Here is a 22,954-nt window from a genome sequence, read left to right on the forward strand (position 1 = left end):
AGTCAGGTACCAGGACGCCGGGAGCAGGCGAACGGTCGGCAATTGCGACAGAGAGCGGCAGGGCACGGCGGGCGCGGCGGGGCAGGGCGGGGCGGGGCGGGGCGGGGGCGGGGGCGATCCGCCGGCCGGCGGGGCAACGGACGCCCAGGCCGGGAGGCGCGTCGTAGGCTCGGCCCGTGACCTCGACGACGACCACGCTGCCCACCCGCTCCCCCTCCGACCTGGGCGTCGACGCCCGGGGGCTGCTCGCCCTCGTCGACGGCCTGGAGGCGACGCCCGGCGTCGAGCCGCACGGCCTCGTCGTGGTGCACCGCGGCGCCGTCGTCGCCCGGGGCTGGTGGGCGCCGTACTCGGCCGAGCGCCCGCACCTCGTCTACTCGGTGAGCAAGAGCTTCACGGCCACGGCGGTCGGCATCGCCGCCGACGAGGGACTGCTGACGATCGACGACACGGTCATCAGCTGGTTCCCCGAGCTCGACGCCGAGGTGACCGACGACCGGACGCGCCGGATGCGCCTCCGCCACCTGCTCGCCATGGCCAGCGGCCACCGGACGGAGACGCTCGACCGCGCCGAGGCGCTGGACCCCACGAACGTCGTCCGCGGCTTCCTGCTCACCCCGCCCGAGGCCGAGCCCGGCTCGGTCTTCGCGTACAACCAGCCCTGCACCTACACGCTCGCGGAGGTGGTGCGCCGCGCCTCGGGGACGTCGCTGGTCGGCTACCTGCGCCCCCGCCTCCTCGACCCGCTCGGCATCGACGTGGCCGCGTGGCAGCGCGACGCGAGCGGCGCCGAGCTGGGCTTCAGCGGCCTGCACACGACCACCGACGCGGTCGCGGCCCTCGGCCAGCTGCACCTGCAGCAGGGCCGGTGGGGCGACGAGCAGCTCGTCTCCGCCGCCTGGGTCGCCGAGGCGTCGCGCCCGCACGCTTCGACGGCGCACGAGGGCTCGGCCGACTGGCAGCAGGGCTACGGCTTCCAGTTCTGGGTCTCGACGCACGGCTACCGCGCCGACGGCGCCTACGGCCAGTTCAGCCTGGTCGTGCCCGAGCACGACCTCGTCGTCGCGATCACGAGCCAGACCACCGACACGAGGGCGCTGCTCGACCTCGTCTGGGCCACCGTGCTGCCGTCCCTCGGGGCCGGCGGCAGCGCCGACGACGACGCCCGCCTCGCCGAGCGGCTGGGCGCGCTCACGCTGCCCGGCGTCGCGGCCCCGACCGGCGACGGCGCGGCGGGCGACGACACGACCGGGGGCACCGAGACGGTCGGCGCCCCCGCCGCGGGCACCTGGACCGTCGCCGCGGGCGGCGACCAGCCCGGCCTCACCGCCGTCGAGGTCACGACCGAGGGCACGCCGACGCTCACCCTCGTCGAGGGCGACCACCGCCTCGAGGCCGCCCTGGGGCTCGGCGAGTGGCGCACCACCGGCCCGCTCGCCACCTGGGCCGAGCAGCACGGCGACCACCTGCTCGTCGACGTCGTCTTCGTGGAGACGCCCCACCGCCTCCACCTCGACGCCGGCCGGGGCACCGGCACGGTGAGCGTCCGGTGGCGGACGGCGCCCCTGCACGGCCCCGACCTGAGGACCCTGCGGGCCCCCGGCCCCGACGACGTGGCGACGCGCTAGGGCCGGGCCGGCCGTCGCTAGGGCCGGGCCGGCCGTCGGGAGTCGCGGGTCAGGTCGGGTGGACGGTGTCGCGCAGGCGCCCCTCGGCCAGCCAGGCGAGGCGCCGCAGCGCCTCGTGGTTGCGCCAGGTGAGCGGCACGTCGAGCACGGCGTCCGGCACGAGCGCACCCGGGCCGCTCACGGCCTCCTCCGTCATCGTCACGAAGCAGCCCCCGGCACGGTCCGCGACGTCGATGCCGACGCGGGCCTCCCCCGCCGGCCAGCCGCGGGCGAGGAAGACGGCCCGCCGCGGGGCGTCCCACTCGAGCAGCGTCGTCGAGTCGTCGATGACGAGCGGCCAGACGCCGAACGAGTGGTGGATCTTCGCGCCGGCCCGGGGCCACTCGCGCTCGACGTCGCGGATGCGCGACGCGCCGACGACCCAGCTCGGGAAGAGCCAGCCGTCGCTGAGGACGTCGAAGACGTCGCGTGGCGACGCCTCGAGGAACCGGTGCACGACGCTCACGAGTCGCTCCCTCCGTCGGGCCCCAGACGGGGCAGGTGGTCGATGCCGAACTCGTGGCGCAGAGCGCTCTGCGCGGCGTAGGCACCCCCCATGCCGTGCACGCTCGGGCCCGGCGGCACCGAGGACGACGCGAGGTAGGTGCCGGGCACGGCCGTCCGCCACGGGTCCGTCGAGAGCACGGGGCGCACGATGAGCTGCTTCAGGCTCGGGGCGCCGGAGGCGATGTCGCCCCCGACGTAGTTCGGGTTGTAGGCCTCGAGCTCGTCGGCCGACCGGGCGCTGCTGGCGAGGACCAGGTCGCGGAAGCCGGGCGCGAAGCGCTCGATCTGGCGGGTGATCGCCTCGGTCATGTCGACGGTGCTGCCGTTGGGCACGTGCGCGTACGTCCACAGCGAGTGCTGGCCGGCCGGGGCTCGGCTGTCGTCGACGACGCCGGGCTGGACGGCCAGGACGAACGGCTCGGCCGGGTGCACCCCGCGGGCGACGTCGTGCTCGGCCCGGGCGATGTCGGCCCGCGTGCCGCCGAGGTGCACGGTGGGCGTCCGCCGCAGCTCCTCCGCCGCCCAGGGCACCGGCCCGCTGAGGGCGAAGTCCACCTTGGAGGCGCCTCCCCCGTACCGGAACCGCTCCAGACGACGTCGGTAGCCGGCGGGCATCTCGTCGCCCGCGATGGCGATCAGCTGGCGCGGGGTCACGTCGAGCAGTTTCACGCGCGCGTCGAGCTGGCGCAGGCTGGTCACGTCGACGCCCGTCTCGATGACGCCGCCGTGGGCTCGCAGGTCGTCGGCGAGCGCGTCGGCGATCACCTGGCTGCCGCCCCGGGGCACCGCCCAGCCGTAGCCGTGGCCGTGGACGGCGAGCGCGAGGCCCGCGGCGCCCGCCGACAGGCTCGGCATGGGGCGGATGGCGTGGGCCATCACGCCCGCGAGCAGCGCCCGCGCCTCCTCCGTGCGGAGCCCGGCGTCCCACCAGGGGCCGCCCTGGTGGAGGATGCGCAGCCCGAACTCGACCACCGTCTGCGGGTGGCGGGGCAGCTGGAGGATCGGCGAGAGCGTGAACTGCGAGAGCTCGGCCTCGATGTCGACGAGGCGCGAGAACATGCGACGCCAGGTCGCACCGTCACGGCCGAGGCCCTCGACGGTCCGCTCGAGGTCGCGGTGGGCGACCCCGGCGCGGCCGCCGTCGAGCGGGTGGCCGTACGAGACCTCGGGCACGATCATGTCGACGCGCTGCTCGAGGCCCCAGCGCCGGAAGAACCCGGACGCCATCGCCATCGGGTGCACGGCCGAGCAGACGTCGTGCCGGAACCCGGGCAGGGTCAGCTCCTTCGTGCGGGTGCCGCCGCCGATCGTGTCGTCGCGCTCGAGCAGCTGCACGCGCAGGCCGGCCCGGGCGAGGACGACCGCCGCCGCCAGGCCGTTCGGCCCGGCGCCGACGACGACCGCGTCGAAGGCGTGGCTCATGCGCCCTTGCGCCCTCCGACCAGGGCACGGACGACGGCGACGCCCGCGCCGACCGCCCCGGCGCCCGCCAGGGCGTAGCTGAGGCCGCGGTTGCGCGTGTACCAGACCTGGGGGCTGGTGCTGCGGGCCTGGTCGTCGAAGATGCCGTGGGCGCCGTGGTCGCCGCTGGTGGGCTGGTAGAGGTTGTCGGGCAGCATGGCCTCCGACTTCTCGGGGGCCTGCTGGCCCGAGTAGCCCGACTTGGCCAGGTAGACGTCGAGGAAGTTCGCCACGAAGCGGTTGCCGAGCACGGTCATCACCGTGGGCTCGCCGAGCCACGTGCGCCGTCGCGGCTTGTCGGCCACGTCGGCGATCGCGATCGCGCCCACCTCGGGCTGGTAGATCGGCGGCACCGGCTTGGGGTGGTGCGGCAGGCGCGAGCGCACCCAGTTGAACTGGATGGTGTTCAGCGCGGGCATGTCGACGGTCGAGATCTCGACGGCGCTCCCGTTGTGGATCAGCTCGGTGGTCACCGACTCGGTGAAGCCCTGCACCGCGTGCTTGGCCCCGCAGTACGACGCCTGCAGCGGGATGCCGCGGTGCGCGAGCGCCGACCCGACCTGGATGACGTGGCCGCGGTCGCGCGGCACCATGCGCGAGAGGGCGGCGCGGGTGCCGTTGACGAAGCCGAAGTAGTTGACCGCCGTGGCGCGCTCGAAGTCGGCCGGGTCGGTCTCGAGGAACTCCCCGAAGACGCCCACCATGGCGTCGTTGACCCAGAGGTCGATCTCGCCGAGCTCCTGCTCGACGCGCGTCGCGGCGGCCTCGACCTGCTCGCGGTCGGCCACGTCGGTCGGCACGGCGAGGCCGCGACGACCGGCGGCCTCCACGTCGGCGACGGCGCCATCGAGGCCGTCCTGCCCGCGGGCGAGCACCGCGACGTCCCAGCCGCGCTCGGCGAGCTCGCGCACGACGGCCCGGCCGAGCCCGGCCGAGCCTCCGGTGACGACGGCGACGCGGGGCTTCGTGGGGGTGCTCTTCGACATGGTTCTCCTGGCTCGTCGGCGGCCCGCTGGCTCAGGCCGTGCCGGGTCGACGGTAGTCCGACCCCGCTGGGCGGCGTCCGCCCCGGGGGACGTCACGGGGACGACCGGCCGGGCGCCGCCCTGGGGAGGGACTGCAGGAGGCGCGGTGTCAGATGTCGAAGCCGCCCAGGTCGCCGCCCCCGAAGTCGCCCCCGAAGTCGCCCCCGCCGAAGTCGCCGCCACCGCCGAAGTCGTCGCCGCCGCCGTCGCCCGCGTCGCCGCCGTCCTGGCCCGCGTCCCCGCCGTCCTGCCCGCCGTCGCCGCCGTCGCCGCCGTCGGCACCGCCCTCGCCTTCTCCGCCCGCGACGTCGCTGCCCCCGTCGGGCAGGAACGCGCCGACGAGCGCGGAGCCCACGACGTAGCCCGCGACGGTGCCGAGCAGCGACCCGCCGATGATCGAGCCCATGCCCATGCCCGGGCGGCCGCCTGCCTGCGCGCCCTGACCGCCGGCCGCACCGCCGCCTCCCAGGGTCCGTTCGAGGGTGCCCGGCTTCCGCAGCTCCGACCGGGTCGCCGCCTGCGCGAGCGACCCGGCGTCGTCGCCGCGGGGCTGCTCGCCCTGGCCGGCCTCACGGCTGAGCTCGTCGAAGACCAGCCGGCGCTGCTCGGGGCTCAGCTTCTCGAAGGCCTCGGCGTGCACCTGCTCGATGGTCTCGGGCGGCGCCGTGCGCAGCAGGTAGCGGTAGCGCTCGACGGCGATCTCGTCGTCGCTCCGCGCCGGTGCCCGCCCTCCCGGTGCCGGTGCCTGCGCCTGCTGGCCCGCGGCCTCGTCGTCTCGTCCGAGCAGCCTGTCGAGGAATCCCATGGTGCCGTCCTGTCTGTCGGGTCGGGGCGTCGGCCCCGACGGGTCTCCGACAGTACGGACGACCGGCCGCCCGCGCCTGGACGCGCGGTGCGGATCAGCTCCGAGCGGAGTCGCGGGCGGAGGCCCGGCGACGGCGCACGGCCCGCAGCACCAGCCACAGCACCACCCCGCCGATCGCCGCGTAGACCGCGTAGTCGAGGTACTTCGCGTAGCGGTCGATCAGCTCGTACTGGGTGCCGAGGGCCGCCCCGAGCAGGATGAGGAGGGCGTTCCAGAGCCCGCTGCCGACGACGGTGAAGAGCGTGAACGAGGCGAGCGGCATCTTCTCGGCGCCGGCCGGCAGCGAGATCAGGCTCCGGACGCCGGGCACGAGGCGCCCGAAGAAGACCGCCGACCGCCCGTGCCGGTGGAACCAGTCGGCCGCCTTCTGGAAGTCCTCCCGGTCGACGAGGGGGAGCTTCGACAGCAGCGTGATGCTCCGCTCGAGGCCGATCACGGCGCCCAGCCAGTACAGGACGAGCGCGCCCACGTAGGCGCCGAGCGTGCTGACCACGATCAGCAGCACGATGTTCATGTTCCCCTGCCCGGCGAGGAACCCGGCGAGCGGCAGCACGATCTCGCTCGGGATCGGCGGGAACACCGTCTCGACGAAGGTCAGCAGCCCCACGCCCCACTCGCCCAGGGCGTCGATGACGCGCGCCGCGACGCCGACGAGGCCGTCGAGCTCCTGGACGGACGAGGAGGCGCCCTGCGCGACGACCGTGGACGGCAGGCCCCCCGACGGGCCCGCGAGGGCGGCAGAGGCGGACGGGGCGAGCACGGCGGTGGAGGTCATGGGTCCCTGGGTCGGTTCGGTGCCCGCGGTCGCCACGGGTCGGATCGGCTCCGTCGAGCATGCCAGCACGGGCTGGACGACCGCCCACAGGCTCGTGTCGCGTGCCGGACCGGGCCCGCCGTGCACGGTAGATTGGCGCACGACCGCACCCTCGCCTCCTCGTCCCCGGTGCGGAGCAGACGACAGGACTGAACAGGACTTCCATGGGATCGCTGATCTACGGCACCTCCGGCATCGAGGTCGAGTTCGATGACCGCGTGCTCGAGCACCTCCAGATCGTCATCGCCACGAAGCTCCGGCGCCGCGAGTCGTTCTTCTTCTCGTGGCGCGACACCCAGAAGGTCGGCGACGGGCGCAGCAGCATCTGGCTCGACCCGGGCATCCCCCTCTACTTCAAGTACTCCGGCGGCCGCGTGCCCGCCATCAACCGTGACTGGCTGACCGAGCTGACGGCGTCGTCGAACAGCTCGTCGGGCCTGGTGCTCACCGACGAGCCCAGCACCGACAACAGCGTCAAGCGCAAGTAGCCCGGGCAGGCCACCAGGCCGATCGACCGCCGGGCCCCGCGGAGTCGCGGAGCGGCCCTCGAGCCCTGCTCCGCCGCCGTCGTCAGCGCCGGGTGCGACCGCCCCGCCGGGCCAGCGCCGCGACGCCCCGCCACCCCAGCAGGAAGACGCCGAGCACGACGATCGTCACGACGACGAAGCTCAGCTGCACGCCCTGCCCGCTCGCGACCCGGAGCAGCACCCCGAGCACGGCCGTCGACACCCAGACGACCGCGCCGGAGGCGAGGCGCGGCAGCGGCCAGCGCACGCCGACCACGCTCAGCCAGCCCACGACGAGGCCGACCGCGAACGGCCAGAGCGTGGTGGCGAGCCCGGTCAGGTCGAGGCCCTCGGCGTGGCTGCGGCGGCCGATGACGACGAAGGCCACGACCAGGACGGCGTCGAGGGCGAGCGCCCACCACGGCGGACGGCGGGAGGGGGTGGCGGAGCGGGGCGTGGTCATGGTGTCCTCAGGGGGTACGGGCGGGTCGGGCTCAGCGCGGCGGCTCGAGCGTGCGCGAGAGCTCGGCCAGCAGCTCCTCGACCTGCGGCTCGACGAGCCGGTCGACGGCGTCGGCGATCCGCTCGCGCTGGGCGACGACCGCGAAGCAGAGCGCGGTGCCGACCGACTGCGCGTGCTCGTCGGCCAACGCGAGCTCGCGGCGCAGGGCCGCCTTCGCCTCGTCCGAGAACTCGGGCTCGTCGTCGACGCCGTCGGCTGCGTGCCGTGCGGCCTCCTCGGCGGCGAGGCCCTCCAGGGTGAACAGGAACGGCTGGCCGGGCTCCGGCTCGGGGTCGACGTCGAGGCCGTCGAACTCGAGGGCGAGGCCCTCGTCGGGCCGGTAGCCGTCGACGCCGACCTCGGCGGCCCGTCGGAGCTCGCGGGTCACGAGGGGCAGGTTGCGGGTGGTGTACGAGTCGACCTCGTCGTCGACGATGTGCCGGAGCCGGTTCAGCAGCGCGTGCTGCACGGCGTGGGGCACGTCGCCGTCGAACCCGGCGGCGACCGCGACGGGCGAGCCGAAGCAGACCCGGCAGACGCGCGTGCGGGCCCGGGCGGTGCCGATCCGCCACCGGGGCAGCCAGCGCAGCCAGGCGTCGACCGCCGTGCGCACCTGCCCCTCGAGGGAATCGACCATGACGACGAATCTAGGGCCCGAGGCCGGGAGACGCCCGACACGCCCGGGCGAGCCGTCAGCCCTGGTCGACGGTGACGAAGTCGATCAGCTGCTCGACCCGGCCGAGCAGCGCGGGCTCGAGGTCGCCGAAGGCACGCACGCGGCCGAGGATGCGCTGCCACGCCGCGGCGATGTCGGCCTGGTCGTCGTGGGGCCAGCCGAGGGCCTCGCAGACGCCGTGCTTCCACTCGACCGAGCGGGGCACCTCCGGCCAGCGCGTGAGCCCGAGGCGTGCGGGCACGACGGCCTGCCAGACGTCGACGAACGGGTGCCCGACGACGAGCACGTGACGGCCGTGCGGGCCCCTCGTGACCGCCTCCGCGATGCGGCTCTCCTTCGACCCGGGCACGAGGTGGTCGACGAGCACGCCGACGCGGCGCTCGGCGGTCGGCCGGAACTCGGCCAGAACCTCGGCGAGGTGGTCGACGCCCTCGAGGTACTCGACGACGACGCCCTCGACGCGCAGGTCGGCGCCCCAGACCTTCTCGACGAGCTCGGCGTCGTGCCGGCCCTCGACGAAGATGCGGCTCTGGCGGGCCACCCGCGCGCGGGCGTCGCCGACGGCGAAGGAGCCGGAGGCCGTGCGGGCACGACCCTGCGGCGCCGCCCTCGGCACCCGGAGCGCCACGGGCGCACCGTCGATCAGGAACGAGCCCGAGAGCGGGAAGGCGCGGACGCGCCCCTTCCAGTCCTCCAGCTCGACCGTGCCCGCCTCGACGCGCACGACCGCTCCCGTGAAGCCGCTCCGCGACTCCTCGACGACGAGGTCGCGCACCGCGTCGGTGGGGGTCGGCGCGGGGCGCGACGAGCGCTTCCAGTCGCCGCTGAGCACGTCTCGGCCGTACCGGTCGTCATCCACGGGTCGAGCCACCTCCCTGGTGGGGTCGTGAGCCCGGCGCACGGGGCGCCCGGGGTCGGGGCTGGTAGGGCCGGGGCGGGCCCGGGCGGTCGGCACCCGCGGCCGGAGCTGCACCGGCGCCGCGAGCCGTCGTCGAGGCCGGGCGCGCGGCCCGGGACGTCGCGGCGGGAGCGGCCGGCGCCCCGCCGGCGCGGGAGGGGCGCGAGGAGGCGGCGGTCGCGTCCGCCACGGAGCCGCGGCCCCCGGCGCGGGTCGGGGCCGAGGCCCGGGCCGGGGCCGAGGCCCGCGCCGGGGCCGCCGACGCGGCCGCCGCCGCCGCCGGACGAGCGTCCGGCGTGAAGCCCGCCGTGAACGCGACGACGAGCCCGCCGAGCAGCAGGAGCACGGTGAGCCCGGAGACCGCGGCGGGCAGCCACCACGTGGCGAGGGCGCCGCCGCGCTGCGCGAGCATGGTCACGACGAGCTCGAGGGCGACCGACCACCACGCGACGGCGAAGCCCCGGGCCAGCCAGGCCGCGAGCCGGCGACGCAGCTCGGGTCGGCGGCCCGCGGCCTTCCAGTGCTCGGCGTGGGGCACCAGCACGTGCCGGGCGGGAGTCCACGCGAGGAAGGCCGCGCAGACCAGGTAGGCGACGAGCGTGCCGACGAGCAGCAGGCCGACGACGAGCACGAGGTCGACCCGGCTCGCGGCGAACGCGACGGCTCCGGTCTCGGGCTCGTGCACGAGGCCGACCCGGTCGGGCAGCGCCCACCAGGAGACGAGCAGGGCGACGCCGGCGACGGCCAGCGCGAGGCCGGCCGGCGCCGCGGCGCGGATCGTCGGCGGCACGGTCACGACGACCGGCCGCCGACGACGGGAGCGGGCGCGACGATCAGGCCTGGGCCCTCTCGAGCACGAGCTCGCGGACGCGAGCGGCGTCCGCCTGGCCCTTCATGGCCTTCATGACCGCACCGATGACGGCGCCCGCGGCCTGGACCTTGCCGTCGCGGATCTTCGCGAGCACGTCGGGCTGGCTGGCGAGGGCCTCGTCGATGGCGGCGATCAGCGCGCCGTCGTCGGAGACGACGCGGAGCCCGCGCGCCTCGACGACCTCGGAGGGAGAGCCCTCCCCGGCGACGACGCCCTCGAGCACCTGGCGCGCGAGGCGGTCGGTCAGCTCGCCGGTCTCGACGAGCGCGATCAGCTCGCTGACGTGGCGGGGCGAGACGAGGGTCGACGCGTCGACCCCGGCCGCGTTGGCGAGGCGGGCGATCTCGCCCGTCCACCACTTGCGGGCCGCCTGCGGCGAGGCCCCGGCGGCGACCGTCTCGACGAGCTCCTGGAGCAGGCCGGAGTTCACGACGTCCTGGAACTCGAGGTCGGCGAAGCCCCAGTCGGCCTTGAGCCGACGACGCATCGCGACGGGGGCCTCGGGCAGCGCGAGGCGCAGCTCCTCGACCAGCTCGCGCGACGGCACGACCGGCAGCAGGTCCGGCTCGGGGAAGTAGCGGTAGTCGTCGGCGTCGCTCTTCGGGCGGCCGGCGGAGGTGCGGCCGGTGTCCTCGTGCCAGTGCCGGGTCTCCTGCGTGATGGTGCCGCCGGCGGCGAGGATCGCGGCCTGGCGCTGGATCTCGTGACGCACGGCACGCTCGACCGAGCGGAACGAGTTGACGTTCTTGGTCTCGGTGCGGGTGCCGAGCTCCACCTGGCCGTGCGGCCGGAGCGACACGTTGGCGTCGCAGCGGAGGTTGCCGCGCTCCATGCGCGCCTCGCTCACGCCGAGGCCGCGCACGATGTCGCGGATCGTCGAGACGTAGGCGGCGCCCAGCTCGGGGCCGAGGACCCCGGCGCCGATGATCGGCTTCGTGACGATCTCGACCAGCGGGATGCCCGCGCGGTTGTAGTCGACGAGCGAGTACTCGGCCCCCTGGATGCGGCCGGTCGAGCCGCCGACGTGCGTCAGCTTGCCGGCGTCCTCCTCCATGTGGGCGCGCTCGATCGGCACGTGGAAGACGGTGCCGTCGGGCAGCTCGACCTCGACCTCGCCCTCGTACGCGATCGGCTCGTCGAACTGGCTGACCTGGTAGTTCTTGGGGTTGTCGGGGTAGAAGTAGTTCTTCCGGGCGAAGCGCGAGCTCTCGGCGATCGAGCAGCCGAGGGCGAGGCCGAGGCTGATCGAGTACCTCACGGCCTGCTCGTTGACGACGGGCAGCGAGCCCGGGAGGCCCAGGTCGACCGGGGTCACGTTCGTGTTCGGGGCGCCGCCGAAGAAGTTCGGCGCGTCGGAGAACATCTTGGTCTTCGTCGCGAGCTCGACGTGCACCTCGAAGCCGATGACGACCTCGTACTTCTCGAGGGCCTCGTCGTAGTCCATCAGGTCTGCCTTGGCCATCAGATGACTCCCTCGGTGGCGGCGTTCTGTTCGGTGGCGCTCAGGTCGGGGGCACGGGAGATGAGCGTGTGGCCCCAGCCCTGCTCGAGCAGCTGCTCGAGCGCGGCGCCGTAGGTGTAGAGACGGGCGTCCTGGCGGGCGGGCGCCATGAACTGCAGGCCCGTGGGCAGCCCGTCCTCCTCGGCGAGGCCCATCGGCACCGTGATGCCGGGGATGCCGGCGAGGTTCGCCGGGATCGTCGTGATGTCGTTGAGGTACATCGACAGCGGGTCGTCGAGCTTCTCGCCGAGCGGGAACGCCGTCGTCGGGGCCGAGGGCGAGACGAGCACGTCGACCTGGTCGAAGGCCGCGGCGAAGTCGCGCTGCACCAGCGTGCGCACCTTCTGCGCGCTGCCGTAGTACGCGTCGTAGTAGCCCGCGCTGAGGGCGTAGGTGCCGAGGATGATGCGGCGCTTGACCTCGGGGCCGAAGCCCGCCTCGCGCGTGGCCGCCATCACGTCCTCCACCGTGCCCTTGCCCTCGGGCACGACGCGGAGGCCGAAGCGCACCGAGTCGAACTTCGCGAGGTTGGACGACGCCTCGGCGGGGAGGATCAGGTAGTACGCACTGATGGCGTACTCGAAGCTGGGGGCCGAGACCTCGACGATCTCCGCGCCGGCGCCCGAGAGCAGCTCCAGGGCCTCGGCGAAGCGGGCCTTGACGCCGGCCTGGAAGCCCTCGCCGTTCAGCTCGCGGACGACGCCGATGCGCACGCCCTGCAGCGCGCCTCCTGCCAGGCCTGCCCGGGCCGCCTCGGCGAACGAGGGCCACTCGTCGCGCAGCGAGGTGGAGTCGCGGGGGTCGTGGCCCTTGATGACGTCGTGCAGCAGGGCGGAGTCGAGCACCGTGCGGCTCACGGGCCCGACCTGGTCGAGCGAGCTCGCGAGGGCGATCGCCCCGTAGCGGCTGACCGAGCCGTAGGTCGGCTTGACGCCGACGGTGCCCGTGACGGCGCCCGGCTGGCGGATCGAGCCGCCGGTGTCGCTGCCGAGCGCGAGAGGCGCCTCGAAGGCGGCGACGGCCGCGGCCGAGCCGCCGCCGGAGCCGCCGGGGATGCGGTCGAGGGACCACGGGTTGTGGGTCGGGCCGTAGGCCGAGAACTCGGTCGACGACCCCATCGCGAACTCGTCCATGTTCGTCTTGCCGAGGGGCACCATGTCGGCGGCGCGCACCTTGCGGACGACGGTGGCGTCGTACGGCGGCACCCACCCCTCGAGGATCTTGCTGCCCGAGGTGGAGGGCATGTCGAGCGTGCAGAGGACGTCCTTGACGGCGATCGGCACGCCGGCCAGGGCCCCGAGCTGCTCGCCGGCGGCGCGGCGACGGTCGACGTCGGCGGCGGTGGCGAGGGCCGCGTCGCTGACGTGGAGGAAGGCGTGGACGTCGCCATCGACGGCGGCGATGCGGTCGAGGTGCGCCTGGGCGACCTCGACGGCCGAGACGTCGCCGGCGGTGAGCGCCGCGGAGAGGTCGGCCGCGCTGAGGCGGACGATCGAGGAGGCGTCGGTCATGGCTACTGCTCTTCTCCGAGGATCGCGGTCACGCGGAAGCGCGAGCCGTCGTGGTCGGGGGCGCCCGAGAGGGCCTGCTCGACCGTGAGCGTCTCGCCCACGACGTCGGGGCGGAACACGTTCTCGAGCGGGATGGGGTGGCTCGTGGCGGGGACGTCGTCGGTCGCGACCTCGGCGACCTTGGCGACGTTGTCGACGATGTGGCCGAGCTCCCGCGTCATGGTCTCGATCTCGTCGGGGGTCAGGGCGATGCGGGCGAGACCGGCGAGGTGCTGCACCTGCTCGCGCGTGATTTCAGACATGCTGCTCCGTCACATGGTGGAGTGGGGGCCCCGGTCGGGGCACCGGTCGATCTTACGGGGCTCAGTCGCGCAGGTAGACGTCCTGCGGGCGGACGAGCGCGAGCTCCGGCCCGTCGGGCCGCGGCTCGCCCGGGCCGCGCTCGTCGCCGTCGACCATGTCGCCGTGGCCGAGGGCGATGAGGGCCAGGCTCCTCATCGACTCCGTGCCGGGCAGGAGGTAGTCGTTGTGGCCGAGCGCGGCGCGGAGGGCGCGGCCGGTCACGGAGTCGTCACCTCCGCCGGTGTGCAGCAGCACCGCGCCGAATGCGCCCGTGCCCGGGTCGACCCCGAAGTACCCGCTGCCCGCCACCGGGTCGAAGCTGCCCGCGGCGGCGTAGACGTCGTCGTCGGCCACCGACAGCATCGCCGCCGTCGGCACGACGCTGCCCGGCGAGCCGAGCAGCGCGAGCGAGTCGACGCTCACCCGGCCCGACGACAGGGCCAGCGTCGCGGTGGTCGACCCGTACGAGTGCGCCACGACGGTCACCCGGGGGGCGTCGGAGGCGCGGGCCGCGTCGAGACCGCTGAGGGCGTCCTCGAGGTGGCCGGCCCCCTGACGGGCGAGGTCGAGCGTGTAGACGTTCGTGAGGTCGGGCGTGCGGTAGCCCATCCAGGCCACGACGGCGACGCTGTCGAGCGGACGGGCGTCGGAGCGCGCCAGGAGGTACGTCCAGGCGCGCTGCTCGTCGTGCAGCTGCCCCGCGGTCTCGGCCCAGTCGACCATCTGCCCCTGCACCGTGAAGAACATGCCGGGCACGAGCACGCTGACGTCGTCGGCGGTGTCGAGGCTGCCCACCGAGACGGCGGCCCGGCCGGGCATGACGGTGTCGAGGGCGATGAGCTGGCGGTCCTCGTCGCCCGCGCTCCGGTCGGCGAGCGCGAGCTGGACCTGCCCGAGCATGGCGGAGCGGGCGTCGTCACCGTCCTGCTCGGCGGCGGTCTCGTTGCGGTCGTGGAGGGCCAGCGTCGCGGCGCCGAGGAAGAGCCGGTTGGCCTGGTCGCGCACGGAGTAGGGCACGCCCTCGAGCTGCCCGACCACGCCGGGCACGGCGGCGACGAGGCCGAGCCGGCGCGAGTCGTCGAGGCCGGCCCACCACGCCGCCGTGGTCGGTGCGTCGGCACCGGCCGTCAGCACCGCCGACAGGCGCGACGCGTCGTCGCCCACCGGGTCGAACGAGTCACCGAGGGCCGTGAGGGCCGGCGAGGAGGCGCCCCTCAGCTCGGCGAGGCACGCGGGCACCGTGAGGTCGGGGGCCGCGGTCGACGGCCGCGCGCCGGTCGTGGTCGACGGCTCGGCCGTGGCGAGTGCGCGGCAGACCGCGACCTGCTCGAGACCGGGCGTCGTGTCGACGGTCGCCGGCTCGTCACCGCGAGGCGGCGCGGCGGTGTCGGCGAGCGGAGGACCACCCGGCTCTCCGGGCGCGGTGACCGCGACCCCGGGCACGACGGGAGCATCGACCGCTCCGGCGAAGTGGATCGATGCAGAAAGGATGGCTGTGGCGAGGAACAGCACGTCGGGTGTTTCCCCCTCGATGGGTGCCAGTGCCCCTGCGCCCTACAGCAGAGGTCGACACGTGCTCACATCGTAGGAGGGGACCCGTTCGGGGGGCCAGTGATCTCAGGCCTCCGGGTCGTCGACGCCCCCCGAACTGGGGTCAGCGAACGCGGCCGGGCCCTCCTTAAGGAGGACACGGAACTGGTCCGCGTCGATGATCCGTAACCCGAGCTGTTCGGCCTTGGTGAGCTTGGACCCGGCACCGGGGCCGGCGGCCACGAAGTCGGTCTTCTTGCTCACGCTGTTGCCGGCCTTGCCGCCCGCCGCGAGGATCGCCTCCTGCGCCCCCTCCCGGCTGAAGCCCTCGAGGCTGCCCGTGGCGACGACGGTCAGGCCGGCGAGCACGCCCCCCGCCTCGACGGCGGCGCCGGGGCCGGGGTGGCCGGGGGTGTCGAACTGGACGCCCGCAGCGGCCCAGCGGTCGAGGATCTCGATGTGCCAGTCGACCTCGAACCACGCGAGCAGGGCGTCGGCGATGATGCCGCCGACGCCGTCGACGGCGGCGAGCTCGTCGCGGCTGGCAGAGCGCATCGCGTGGAGCGAGCCGAAGTGGTCCGCGAGCGCGCGGGCGGCCACGGGGCCGACGTGGCGGATGCTCAGCCCGACGAGGATCCGCCAGAGCGGGCTGGTCTTCGCCGCCTGCAGGTTGGCGAGCATCTCGATGGCCGTCTTCGACGGCACGCTGGTCTCGTCGCCGGCGAACTCGGCCGCCTCGGGGTCGAACGGGCCGTCGGCCTTGCCGCGGCGACGACGGAAGGGCGTGACGAGCTTGGGCGCGCCGTCGTCGCCGAGCTTCTCCATGCCGGTCTCGGAGTCGCGGACGACGACCTTGACGGGGAAGACGTCGGCCATCGTCAGGTCGAAGAGCCCGGCCTCGGTGCGGAGCGGCGGCTCGGCGGGCTCGACGGGCTGGGTCAGCGCAGCCGCCGCGACCTCGCCGAGGCCCTCGACGTCGAGCGAGCCGCGGGAGGCGATGTGCTCGACGCGCCCGCGCACCTGCGCCGGGCAGCTCTCGGCGTTCGGGCAGCGCAGGTCGACGTCGCCCTCCTTCGCCGGGGCCAGCGGGGTGCCGCACTCGGGGCAGTCGACGGGCATGACGAACTCGCGCTCGCTGCCGTCGCGGAGCTCGACCACCGGGCCGAGCACCTCGGGGATCACGTCGCCGGCCTTGCGGAGCACGACGGTGTCGCCGATCAGCACGCCCTTGGCGCGGACGACGTGCTGGTTGTGGAGCGTCGCCTGGCGGACCTCGCTGCCGGCCACCTCGACCTTGCGCATCACCGCGAACGGCGTGGCGCGGCCGGTGCGGCCGACGCTCACGACGATGTCGAGAAGCTCGGTGTTGACCTCCTCCGGCGGGTACTTGAAGGCCGTGGCCCACCGGGGCGCCCGGCTCGTCGCCCCGAGCTCGTCGTGGAGCGCGAGGTCGTCGACCTTGACGACGATGCCGTCGATCTGGTGCTCGACCGACGACCTCCTGACCCCGTAGTCGTGGATGAACCGGGCGACCTCGGGCACGGTGTCGTACACGCGGTAGTGCGTCGAGGTCGGCAGGCCCCACGACGCGAGCAGCTCGTAGACCTCGCTCTGGGCGCGGACCTCGGTGTCGCGCTCGAGCTCGCGGACGGGCCAGGCACCGATGCCGTGCACGAGCATCCGCAGGCTGCGCAGCCGCGCGTCCATCAGCTCGCGCTTGGCCGGGCTCTTGCCCTCGATCTTCTGGCGCAGCGAGCCGGCCGCGGCGTTGCGCGGGTTCGCGAAGACGCGCTCGCCGGCCTCGCGCTGCCGGGCGTTCAGCTGGTCGAACTCGGCGACGGGGAAGAAGATCTCGCCCCGCACCTCGACGATCGCCGGGTGCCCGGTGCCGCTGAGCCGCTCGGGGATCGTGCCCATCGTGAGCACGTTCGCCGTGACGTCCTCGCCGACGACCCCGTCGCCGCGGGTGGCGGCCGTGACGAGCACGCCGTGCTCGTAGCGCAGGTTGATCGCGAGGCCGTCGATCTTGAGCTCGCAGAGGAAGCGCACGCGCTCGGCGCCGGCGTCGCGCTCGACCTTGCCCGCCCACTCGGCGAGCTCGTCGTCGCTGAAGACGTTGTCGAGGCTGAGCATGCGCTCGGCGTGCTCGACCGGCGCGAACTGCGTCGTCTCGGCCCGGCCGCCCACGGTCTGCGTCGGGCTGTCGGGCTTCTGCAGCTCGGGGTGGGCGCGCTCGAGGGCATCGAGGCGACGCACGAGGGCGTCGTAGTCGGCGTCGCTCACCGTCGAGGCGTTGCCCTCGTAGTACTGGTCGCGCAGCTCGAGCACGCGCGACGTCAGCGCCTCGACCTCGTCGCGCGCGGTCGCGAGGTCGTCGGGCACCTCGGCGTCAGCGGCGGCGGCGGCGTCGTCGATGTCGGCCACCTCGAGCCCCCTAGGCCGAGACCGGCACGGCGCTGACCGTGCGGTCGATCGTGCACTGGCCGAGCACGCGGGTGCCGACGTAGACGACGGCGGTCTGCCCGGGGGCGACGCCGCTGAGGGGCTCGTGGGGAGTGATCACGAGCTCCTTCTTACCCTCGACCTCCGTCACGCGCGCCGTCGCGGGCTCGGGGTCGGAGTGGGCCCTGATCTGGACGTCGCAGGCGAACGGCACCGTGGGGTCGGCCGGGGCGGCACCCGCCCACGTGTACGAGCCGCCGGCGATCTCGGCGATCTCGAGCGCCTCCTTCGGGCCCACGACGACGGTGTTGTCGACCGGACGCACCTCGAGCACGAAGCGCGGCTTGCCGTCGTCGGCCGGGAACCCGATGGCCAGGCCCTTCCGCTGCCCGACCGTGAAGGCGTGCGCGCCCTCGTGGGTGCCGATGCGGGCCCCGCTGCGGTCGAGGATGTCGCCGGTCTCGGCGCCGACCCGCTCGGCCAGCCAACCGCGGGTGTCGCCGTCGGGGATGAAGCAGATGTCGTGGCTGTCGGGCTTGGTCGCGACGCTGAAGCCGCGGGCGGCGGCCTCGGCGCGCACCTCGGCCTTCGACGGCGTGGCGCCGAGCGGGAACATCGAGTGCGCGAGCTGCTCGGCGGTGAGCACCCCCAGCACGTACGACTGGTCCTTGGCCCAGGCGGAGGCGCGGTGCAGCTCGCGCTGCCCCTGGTCGTCGGTGACGATGGTCGCGTAGTGGCCGGTGCAGACCGCGTCGAAGCCGAGCGCGAGGGCCTTCTCGAGCAGCGCGGCGAACTTGATCCGCTCGTTGCAGCGCATGCACGGGTTGGGGGTGCGGCCAGCGGAGTACTCGGCGACGAAGTCGTCGACCACGTCGAGCTTGAAGCGCTCGGAGAAGTCCCACACGTAGTACGGGATGCCGATCAGGTCGGCCGCGCGCTGCGCGTCCATGCTGTCCTCGATGGTGCAGCAGCCGCGGCTGCCCGTGCGGAGCGTTCCCGGCATCCGGCTCAGCGCCAGGTGGACCCCCACGACGTCGTGCCCCGCCTCGACGGCCCGTGCCGCCGCCACCGCCGAGTCGACGCCGCCGCTCATCGCTGCCAGTACCTTCATCCCTCCAGTGTAGGCAGCGCCCCCGACGTCGGGCGGGCGGCGCCGACGAGCCCGCGGGGCCGGGCATAGTGTGGCGGGCGTCATGTCGTCCCCCACCCCCGCCGCCTCCCTCCGGTCGGTCGCCCTCGCGGCGTTCCTGCCGGCCGCCCTCTTCGCGATCGGCGAGGGGGCGATCATCCCGATCATCCCGGTCGTCGCGAGCGACCTGGGGGCCAGCCTCCCGTTCGCCGCCTTCGTCGCGGCGCTCATCCTCGTCGGCGAGCTGATCGGCGACGTCCCGAGCGGGTGGCTGGTCTCCCGCATCGGCGAGCGCACCGCGATGATCTCGGCGGCCCTCGTGAGCACGGTCGGCCTGCTGACCTGCGTCGCGGCCCCGAACGAGTGGGTGCTGGCCCTCGGCGTCCTCCTGATCGGCCTCTCGACGGCGGTCTTCGCACTGGCCCGGCACGCGTTCATGACGAGCTTCGTGCCGGTCGAGATCCGCGCGCGGGCCCTCTCGAGCCTCGGCGGCGTCTTCCGGTTCGGCTTCTTCGTCGGCCCCTTCCTGGCCGCCGGGGTCATCCACCTCACCGGCTCGACCCAGTCGGCGTTCTGGATCCACGTCGGGGGCTGCCTCGGCGCCGCGGCCGTCCTGCTCGTGCTGCGCGACCCCACGGCCGTCCTCGGCGAGCGCCGGGCCGCCGCGGCCGCCGCCGGGTCGCCGGTCGACCCCGCCGCCGGTGCGACGGCGGGCCCGACGCCCGGCGAGGTCGCGGTCGAGAAGGAGGCGCGGGGCCTGTTCGCGACGCTCGCCCGCCACCGTGGCGTCCTCCTCCGTCTCGGCAGCGGGGCGGCCCTGATCGGCGCCATGCGCGCGGGTCGCCAGGTGATCCTGCCGCTGTGGGCCGTCAGCATCGGCGTCGACGCCCCGCAGACCGCCCTCGTGATCGGCATCGCCGGCGCCGTCGACTTCGCGCTCTTCTACACGAGCGGCCAGATCATGGACCGCTGGGGACGGCTCTGGAGCGCGGTGCCCTCGATGGTCGGGCTCAGCGTCTCGTACCTGGCGCTGTCGCTCACCCACGACCTCGACGCGCGGGTGGGCTGGTTCATCGCCGTGGCGATGTTCATGTCGCTGGCGAACGGCATCGGCAGCGGGATCCTCATGACGCTCGGCGCGGACCTCGCCGACCGGGCCGACCCCGCTCCCTTCCTCGGCGCCTGGCGCTTCACCGGCGACGCGGGCAGCGCGGCGGCGCCGCTGCTCATCTCGGGGCTGACGGCGCTCGTGTCGATCTCCGTGGCCAGCGGGGTCATGGGCCTGCTGGGCCTCGCGGGGGCCGCGATCCTGCTGCGCTACGTGCCGCGGTACTCGCCGCACGTGCCGCGCGACCGCCGCTGAGGGCCGGCGGCCTGCGCGGGCCGACCCGCGACTCCCCCACGGCCAGCCGGTAGACTCTGCCCGCTCCGGCGGGAGTGGTGAAACTGGCAGACACGCAGGATTTAGGTTCCTGTGCTTTCGAGCGTGAGGGTTCAAGTCCCTTCTCCCGCACCAGGCGACCCGGGCACCGGGTGCTCTCGGCCACCTCCGAGCCGCGGGGCCCCGCGGGCCCACTACATTGTCCCCATCACCGGTCGACGGCCCTCGTCGGCCGCACCCGGTCGACCCCAGGGCCGCCCGCACCCGAAGAGAGACCGATGCTGCCCCTGGCGACCATCTCGTGGCTCGACCCCGAGTACCTCCTGTCGGCCTTCGGCCCCTGGGCCGTGGTGGGCGTCTGCCTCCTGGTCTTCGCCGAGACCGGGCTGCTCGTCGGCTTCCTCTTCCCCGGCGACACCCTGCTGATCATCACCGGCATCCTGGCCGCGACCAACCCCGGCGCCCTCGGGCTGCCCATCTGGCTGATCGCGATCTTCATCGCGATCGCCGCGTTCGCGGGCGGCGAGCTCGGCTACCTGATCGGCCACAAGGTCGGGCCCCGCATCTTCGAGCGGAAGGAGAGCGGGCTCTTCAGCGTGGCGAACGTCAAGCGCACCAACGCCTTCTTCGAGCGGTTCGGGCCGATGGCCGTCATCATCGCGCGCTTCGTGCCGGTCGTGCGCACCTTCGCCCCGATCATGGCGGGCGTGGCCCACATGAGCTACCGGCGCTACTCGCTCTTCAACGCGATCGGCGCGGTGGTGTGGGGCCTCGGCGTGACGCTCACCGGCTTCGGCATCGGCCACATCCCGCCGGTGGCCGACTTCGTCAGCGCCTACATCGACCTGATCCTGCTCGGCGCGGTGCTGGCGACGGTCATCCCCATCGCGATCCACTACCTCCACGGGGTGCACCAGGCGAAGAAGCACGAGGGCGACAGCGCCGCGACCGACGGCACGGCCGACGACGCGGCGCCCGTCGAGACGGCGCCGACGCAGGCCTGACGGCCGGGCCGTCAGCCCGCCGGGCCGTCAGCGCGCCGGGCCGTCAGCCCGCGAGCGCCGCCACGTGCGGCGCGATCGCGCGGAACGCGCGTGAGCGGTGGCTGACCGCGTTCTTCTCGTCCGGCGTGAGCTCGGCCGAGCTGCGGGTCTCGCCCTCCGGGCGGAACACCGGGTCGTAGCCGTGCCCGCCCGTGCCGACCCGCGCCTCCAGCACGGCCCCCGGCCACTCGCCGTACTCGACGTGCTCGAGCTCCGTCGAGCCGTCGGGGCCGGGCACCACCAGGGCCGCGGCGCACGAGAAGTGCGCCGCGCGGTCGGGCACGCCGACCAGGTTCGCCAGCAGGAGGTCGATGTTGTCGTCGTCGTCCCGCGTGCCGGCGTACCGGGCGGAGTGGATGCCGGGGGCCCCGCCGAGGGCGTCGACCGAGATGCCGCTGTCGTCGGCGAGCGACGGGAGGCCGGTGTGGGCCGCGGCCGCCCGCGCCTTGATGAGGGCGTTCGCGGCGAACGTGTCGCCGTCCTCGACGGGCTCGGGGCCGTCGTACGCCACGAGCTCGACGCCCGGCGCCGTCTCGGCGAGGATGCGTCGGAGCTCGGCGACCTTGCCCTGGTTGTGCGTCGCGATGACGACCCGGGTCACGCGCCCAGCACCTCACGCTGGACGGCCGTCAGGTCGGCCCCGCCCGCGACGGCCAGGTCGAGCAGCAGGCCGAGCTCGCTGCGGTCGAAGGGCGCGCCCTCGGCGGTGCCCTGCACCTCGACGAAGAGCCCCGAGCCGGTGACGACGACGTTCATGTCGGTCTCGGCGCGCACGTCCTCGACGTAGGCGAGGTCGAGCATCGGGCGACCGTCGACGATGCCCACCGAGACGGCCGCGACGCTGTCGGTGAGCGGCGTCGCCTTCTGCGCGATGAACTTCTTCTCGCGGCCCCACTCGATCGCCTGCGCGAGCGCGACGTAGGCCCCGGTGATGGCGGCGGTCCGCGTGCCGCCGTCGGCCTGCAGCACGTCGCAGTCGAGCACGATCGTGTTCTCGCCGAGGGCCTTCGTGTCGACGACGGCCCGGAGGCTGCGGCCGATCAGGCGCGAGATCTCGTGCGTGCGGCCGCCGATCTTGCCCTTCACGCTCTCGCGGTCGTTGCGCGAGTTCGTCGCGCGGGGCAGCATCGAGTACTCGGCCGTGACCCAGCCCTTGCCCTTGCCGGCCAGCCAGCGCGGCACGCCGTTCGTGAAGGAGGCGGTGCAGAGCACCTTGGTGCCGCCGAACGAGACGAGGGCGCTGCCCTCGGCCTGGGCGCTCCAGCCCTTCTCGATGGTGACGGGGCGGAGCTGGTCGAGGCGGCGGCCGTCGACGCGGACGGTCTCGGTGGTGGTGGTGTCGCTCATGGGGGTCCCCTGTCGGGTCGGTGCTGCGGAGGTCGGTGCTGCGGAGGTCGGTGCGGTGGTCAGGAGGCGCGGCGGGCGCGGGCGGCGCCGGGCAGCTCGATGGCCCCGGTCTCGAGGTGGCCCACCCTCGAGATCTCGGGCCCGAGGAAGCGCTTGGCGAGCCGGAGGAACGACGACTTGTCGGGTCCGGTCGCGTCGAACTCGTACCGCGGCGGAGCGGAGCCGGTGGCCTCGAGGTCGTGGTCGACGAGCGTCCGGTACACGTCGGCGGCCGTCTCGTCCGCGCTCGAGACGAGCCGCACCTCCGGCCCCATCACGTACTGGATCGCCGCCGACATCAACGGGTAGTGCGTGCAGCCGAGCACGAGGGTGTCGACCCGCTCGGCGCGGAGGGGCGCCAGGTACTCCTCGGCCACGGCCCGGAGCTCGGCGCTCGAGGTGTCGCCCGCCTCCACGAACTCGACGAAGCGCGGGCAGGCCTGCGTGAAGAGCTGCAGGTCGGCGGCGGCCGCGAAGGCGTCCTCGTAGGCCCGGCTGTTGACCGTGCCCTCGGTGCCGATGACGCCGATCCGCTTCGTGCGGGTCTGCTGCACGGCGGAGCGGACGGCCGGCTGGATGACCTCGACGACCGGGATCCCGCTGCCGATCGTGTAGCGCTCACGGGCGTCGCGGAGCACAGCGGCGGAGGCGGTGTTGCAGGCGATCACGAGCAGCTTGACGCCCTGCGCCACGAGGTCGTCCATCACGGCGAGCGCGTAACGGCGGACGTCGGCGATCGGCTTGGGCCCGTACGGCGAGTGCACGGTGTCGCCGACGTAGAGGACCGACTCGCGGGGCAGCTGGTCGATGATGGCCCGCGACACGGTCAGCCCGCCGACTCCGCTGTCGAAGACTCCGAGGGGTGCGTCCGTCACGCGTCGAGCCTACCGGGCCCTC

At 74.4% G+C, this 22,954-nt stretch carries 22 protein-coding genes and 1 tRNA gene; 5 read left to right on the forward strand and 18 right to left on the reverse strand.

Translation table 11 applies throughout. The annotated features are described in order from the left end of the window. Positions 1-176 precede the first annotated feature (176 nt). The gene (locus IFT72_RS07750; RefSeq protein ID WP_192046074.1) at positions 177-1,628 is read left to right on the forward strand and encodes a serine hydrolase; all 1,452 of its coding nucleotides are present in this window, start codon (positions 177-179) and stop codon (positions 1,626-1,628) included. Positions 1,629-1,677: 49 nt separating this feature from the next. On the opposite strand, the gene IFT72_RS07755 is transcribed toward IFT72_RS07750, so the two are convergent. The 5 genes from IFT72_RS07755 to IFT72_RS07775 form a co-directional block, all read right to left on the reverse strand. Next, positions 1,678-2,133, reverse strand: a complete 456-nt coding sequence (locus IFT72_RS07755) for an SRPBCC domain-containing protein (RefSeq protein WP_056056505.1) — start codon at positions 2,131-2,133, stop codon at positions 1,678-1,680. After that, positions 2,130-3,596, reverse strand: a complete 1,467-nt coding sequence (locus IFT72_RS07760) for an NAD(P)/FAD-dependent oxidoreductase (RefSeq protein WP_192046075.1) — start codon at positions 3,594-3,596, stop codon at positions 2,130-2,132. The genes IFT72_RS07755 and IFT72_RS07760 overlap by 4 nt, the downstream gene beginning before the upstream one ends. Next, positions 3,593-4,621 (reverse strand): SDR family oxidoreductase, encoded by a 1,029-nt coding sequence (locus IFT72_RS07765; RefSeq protein ID WP_056056507.1) that lies wholly within the window; start codon positions 4,619-4,621, stop codon positions 3,593-3,595. Before IFT72_RS07765 ends, IFT72_RS07760 begins: the two co-directional genes overlap by 4 nt. Positions 4,622-4,769: 148 nt before the next feature. Beyond that, entirely contained in the window at positions 4,770-5,465 is a 696-nt protein-coding gene (locus IFT72_RS07770) for a hypothetical protein (RefSeq protein ID WP_192046076.1), read from the reverse strand. A 94-nt stretch (positions 5,466-5,559) separates the two neighbouring features. Next, complete coding sequence (locus IFT72_RS07775; RefSeq protein WP_192046077.1) at positions 5,560-6,300, reverse strand: DedA family protein; 741 nt, start codon at positions 6,298-6,300, stop codon at positions 5,560-5,562. Positions 6,301-6,503: 203 nt separating this feature from the next. Between IFT72_RS07775 and IFT72_RS07780 the strand changes: the two genes are divergently transcribed. Then, positions 6,504-6,827: a hypothetical protein gene (locus IFT72_RS07780; RefSeq protein WP_056056509.1), complete on the forward strand. Its 324-nt coding sequence runs from the start codon at positions 6,504-6,506 to the stop codon at positions 6,825-6,827. Positions 6,828-6,909: 82 nt separating this feature from the next. Here IFT72_RS07780 and IFT72_RS07785 read toward each other — a convergent pair whose 3' ends face one another. From IFT72_RS07785 to mnmA, 10 genes are all read right to left on the reverse strand, one after another. Beyond that, entirely contained in the window at positions 6,910-7,308 is a 399-nt protein-coding gene (locus IFT72_RS07785) for a DUF3054 domain-containing protein (protein ID WP_192046078.1), read from the reverse strand. Positions 7,309-7,339: 31 nt separating this feature from the next. Then, positions 7,340-7,984: a hypothetical protein gene (locus IFT72_RS07790; RefSeq protein ID WP_056056511.1), complete on the reverse strand. Its 645-nt coding sequence runs from the start codon at positions 7,982-7,984 to the stop codon at positions 7,340-7,342. A 55-nt stretch (positions 7,985-8,039) separates the two neighbouring features. Continuing rightward, positions 8,040-8,882, reverse strand: coding sequence for a DUF3097 domain-containing protein (locus tag IFT72_RS07795; protein ID WP_185233251.1), 843 nt, complete (start codon positions 8,880-8,882; stop codon positions 8,040-8,042). Further along, entirely contained in the window at positions 8,875-9,717 is an 843-nt protein-coding gene (locus IFT72_RS07800; protein WP_192046079.1) for a hypothetical protein, read from the reverse strand. Before IFT72_RS07800 ends, IFT72_RS07795 begins: the two co-directional genes overlap by 8 nt. 37 nt (positions 9,718-9,754) lie before the next feature. After that, on the reverse strand, positions 9,755-11,254 hold the full coding sequence (gene gatB / locus IFT72_RS07805) for an Asp-tRNA(Asn)/Glu-tRNA(Gln) amidotransferase subunit GatB (RefSeq protein WP_192046080.1): 1,500 nt from the start codon (positions 11,252-11,254) through the stop codon (positions 9,755-9,757). Then, positions 11,254-12,804 carry an Asp-tRNA(Asn)/Glu-tRNA(Gln) amidotransferase subunit GatA gene (gene gatA, locus IFT72_RS07810; protein WP_056056515.1) on the reverse strand — a complete coding sequence of 517 codons (1,551 nt, stop codon included), beginning with the start codon at positions 12,802-12,804 and terminating at the stop codon, positions 11,254-11,256. Before gatA ends, gatB begins: the two co-directional genes overlap by 1 nt. A gap of 2 nt (positions 12,805-12,806) precedes the next feature. Beyond that, positions 12,807-13,106: an Asp-tRNA(Asn)/Glu-tRNA(Gln) amidotransferase subunit GatC gene (gene gatC, locus IFT72_RS07815; protein ID WP_056056516.1), complete on the reverse strand. Its 300-nt coding sequence runs from the start codon at positions 13,104-13,106 to the stop codon at positions 12,807-12,809. A gap of 61 nt (positions 13,107-13,167) precedes the next feature. After that, the gene (locus IFT72_RS07820) at positions 13,168-14,658 is read right to left on the reverse strand and encodes an alpha/beta hydrolase (protein WP_192046081.1); all 1,491 of its coding nucleotides are present in this window, start codon (positions 14,656-14,658) and stop codon (positions 13,168-13,170) included. A 105-nt stretch (positions 14,659-14,763) separates the two neighbouring features. Then, positions 14,764-17,100: an NAD-dependent DNA ligase LigA gene (ligA, locus tag IFT72_RS07825; RefSeq protein ID WP_371741215.1), complete on the reverse strand. Its 2,337-nt coding sequence runs from the start codon at positions 17,098-17,100 to the stop codon at positions 14,764-14,766. Between the two features lie 10 nt (positions 17,101-17,110). Further along, positions 17,111-18,229: a tRNA 2-thiouridine(34) synthase MnmA gene (gene mnmA / locus IFT72_RS07830; RefSeq protein WP_156370052.1), complete on the reverse strand. Its 1,119-nt coding sequence runs from the start codon at positions 18,227-18,229 to the stop codon at positions 17,111-17,113. 82 nt (positions 18,230-18,311) lie between these two features. Between mnmA and IFT72_RS07835 the strand changes: the two genes are divergently transcribed. The 3 genes from IFT72_RS07835 to IFT72_RS07845 all read left to right on the forward strand — a co-directional run bounded on the left by IFT72_RS07835 (position 18,312) and on the right by IFT72_RS07845 (position 20,632). Continuing rightward, positions 18,312-19,610 (forward strand): MFS transporter, encoded by a 1,299-nt coding sequence (locus IFT72_RS07835; RefSeq protein WP_185233263.1) that lies wholly within the window; start codon positions 18,312-18,314, stop codon positions 19,608-19,610. Between the two features lie 68 nt (positions 19,611-19,678). Continuing rightward, positions 19,679-19,763 (forward strand) — tRNA-Leu (locus IFT72_RS07840). 143 nt (positions 19,764-19,906) lie between these two features. Further along, the gene (locus tag IFT72_RS07845) at positions 19,907-20,632 is read left to right on the forward strand and encodes a DedA family protein (protein WP_056056521.1); all 726 of its coding nucleotides are present in this window, start codon (positions 19,907-19,909) and stop codon (positions 20,630-20,632) included. Positions 20,633-20,675: 43 nt separating this feature from the next. On the opposite strand, the gene rdgB is transcribed toward IFT72_RS07845, so the two are convergent. Genes rdgB through murI form a run of 3 tightly spaced genes read right to left on the reverse strand, consistent with a single transcriptional unit; the run spans position 20,676 to position 22,932 of the window. Further along, positions 20,676-21,272, reverse strand: coding sequence for an RdgB/HAM1 family non-canonical purine NTP pyrophosphatase (rdgB, locus tag IFT72_RS07850; protein ID WP_056056522.1), 597 nt, complete (start codon positions 21,270-21,272; stop codon positions 20,676-20,678). Continuing rightward, positions 21,269-22,018, reverse strand: coding sequence for a ribonuclease PH (rph, locus tag IFT72_RS07855; protein WP_185233267.1), 750 nt, complete (start codon positions 22,016-22,018; stop codon positions 21,269-21,271). The genes rdgB and rph overlap by 4 nt, the downstream gene beginning before the upstream one ends. Positions 22,019-22,077: 59 nt before the next feature. Further along, positions 22,078-22,932: a glutamate racemase gene (gene murI, locus IFT72_RS07860; RefSeq protein ID WP_056056524.1), complete on the reverse strand. Its 855-nt coding sequence runs from the start codon at positions 22,930-22,932 to the stop codon at positions 22,078-22,080. Between the last annotated feature and the right edge of the window lie 22 nt (positions 22,933-22,954).

The organism is Frigoribacterium sp. CFBP 8754, assembly GCF_014841815.1.
GTDB classification, from domain to species: Bacteria; Actinomycetota; Actinomycetes; order Actinomycetales; family Microbacteriaceae; genus Frigoribacterium; species Frigoribacterium endophyticum.

Coding starts and splice junctions, on each gene's coding strand:
- IFT72_RS07835 (WP_185233263.1), top strand. CDS start 18,312: ATGTCGTCCCCCACCCCCGCCGCCTCCCTCCGGTCGGTCGCCCTCGCG.
- IFT72_RS07780 (WP_056056509.1), top strand. CDS start 6,504: ATGGGATCGCTGATCTACGGCACCTCCGGCATCGAGGTCGAGTTCGAT.
- IFT72_RS07785 (WP_192046078.1), bottom strand. CDS start 7,308: ATGACCACGCCCCGCTCCGCCACCCCCTCCCGCCGTCCGCCGTGGTGG.
- IFT72_RS07770 (WP_192046076.1), bottom strand. CDS start 5,465: ATGGGATTCCTCGACAGGCTGCTCGGACGAGACGACGAGGCCGCGGGC.
- gatB (WP_192046080.1), bottom strand. CDS start 11,254: ATGGCCAAGGCAGACCTGATGGACTACGACGAGGCCCTCGAGAAGTAC.
- IFT72_RS07775 (WP_192046077.1), bottom strand. CDS start 6,300: ATGACCTCCACCGCCGTGCTCGCCCCGTCCGCCTCTGCCGCCCTCGCG.
- mnmA (WP_156370052.1), bottom strand. CDS start 18,229: ATGAAGGTACTGGCAGCGATGAGCGGCGGCGTCGACTCGGCGGTGGCG.
- IFT72_RS07845 (WP_056056521.1), top strand. CDS start 19,907: ATGCTGCCCCTGGCGACCATCTCGTGGCTCGACCCCGAGTACCTCCTG.
- IFT72_RS07790 (WP_056056511.1), bottom strand. CDS start 7,984: ATGGTCGATTCCCTCGAGGGGCAGGTGCGCACGGCGGTCGACGCCTGG.
- IFT72_RS07760 (WP_192046075.1), bottom strand. CDS start 3,596: ATGAGCCACGCCTTCGACGCGGTCGTCGTCGGCGCCGGGCCGAACGGC.
- gatC (WP_056056516.1), bottom strand. CDS start 13,106: ATGTCTGAAATCACGCGCGAGCAGGTGCAGCACCTCGCCGGTCTCGCC.
- IFT72_RS07765 (WP_056056507.1), bottom strand. CDS start 4,621: ATGTCGAAGAGCACCCCCACGAAGCCCCGCGTCGCCGTCGTCACCGGA.
- rph (WP_185233267.1), bottom strand. CDS start 22,018: ATGAGCGACACCACCACCACCGAGACCGTCCGCGTCGACGGCCGCCGC.
- gatA (WP_056056515.1), bottom strand. CDS start 12,804: ATGACCGACGCCTCCTCGATCGTCCGCCTCAGCGCGGCCGACCTCTCC.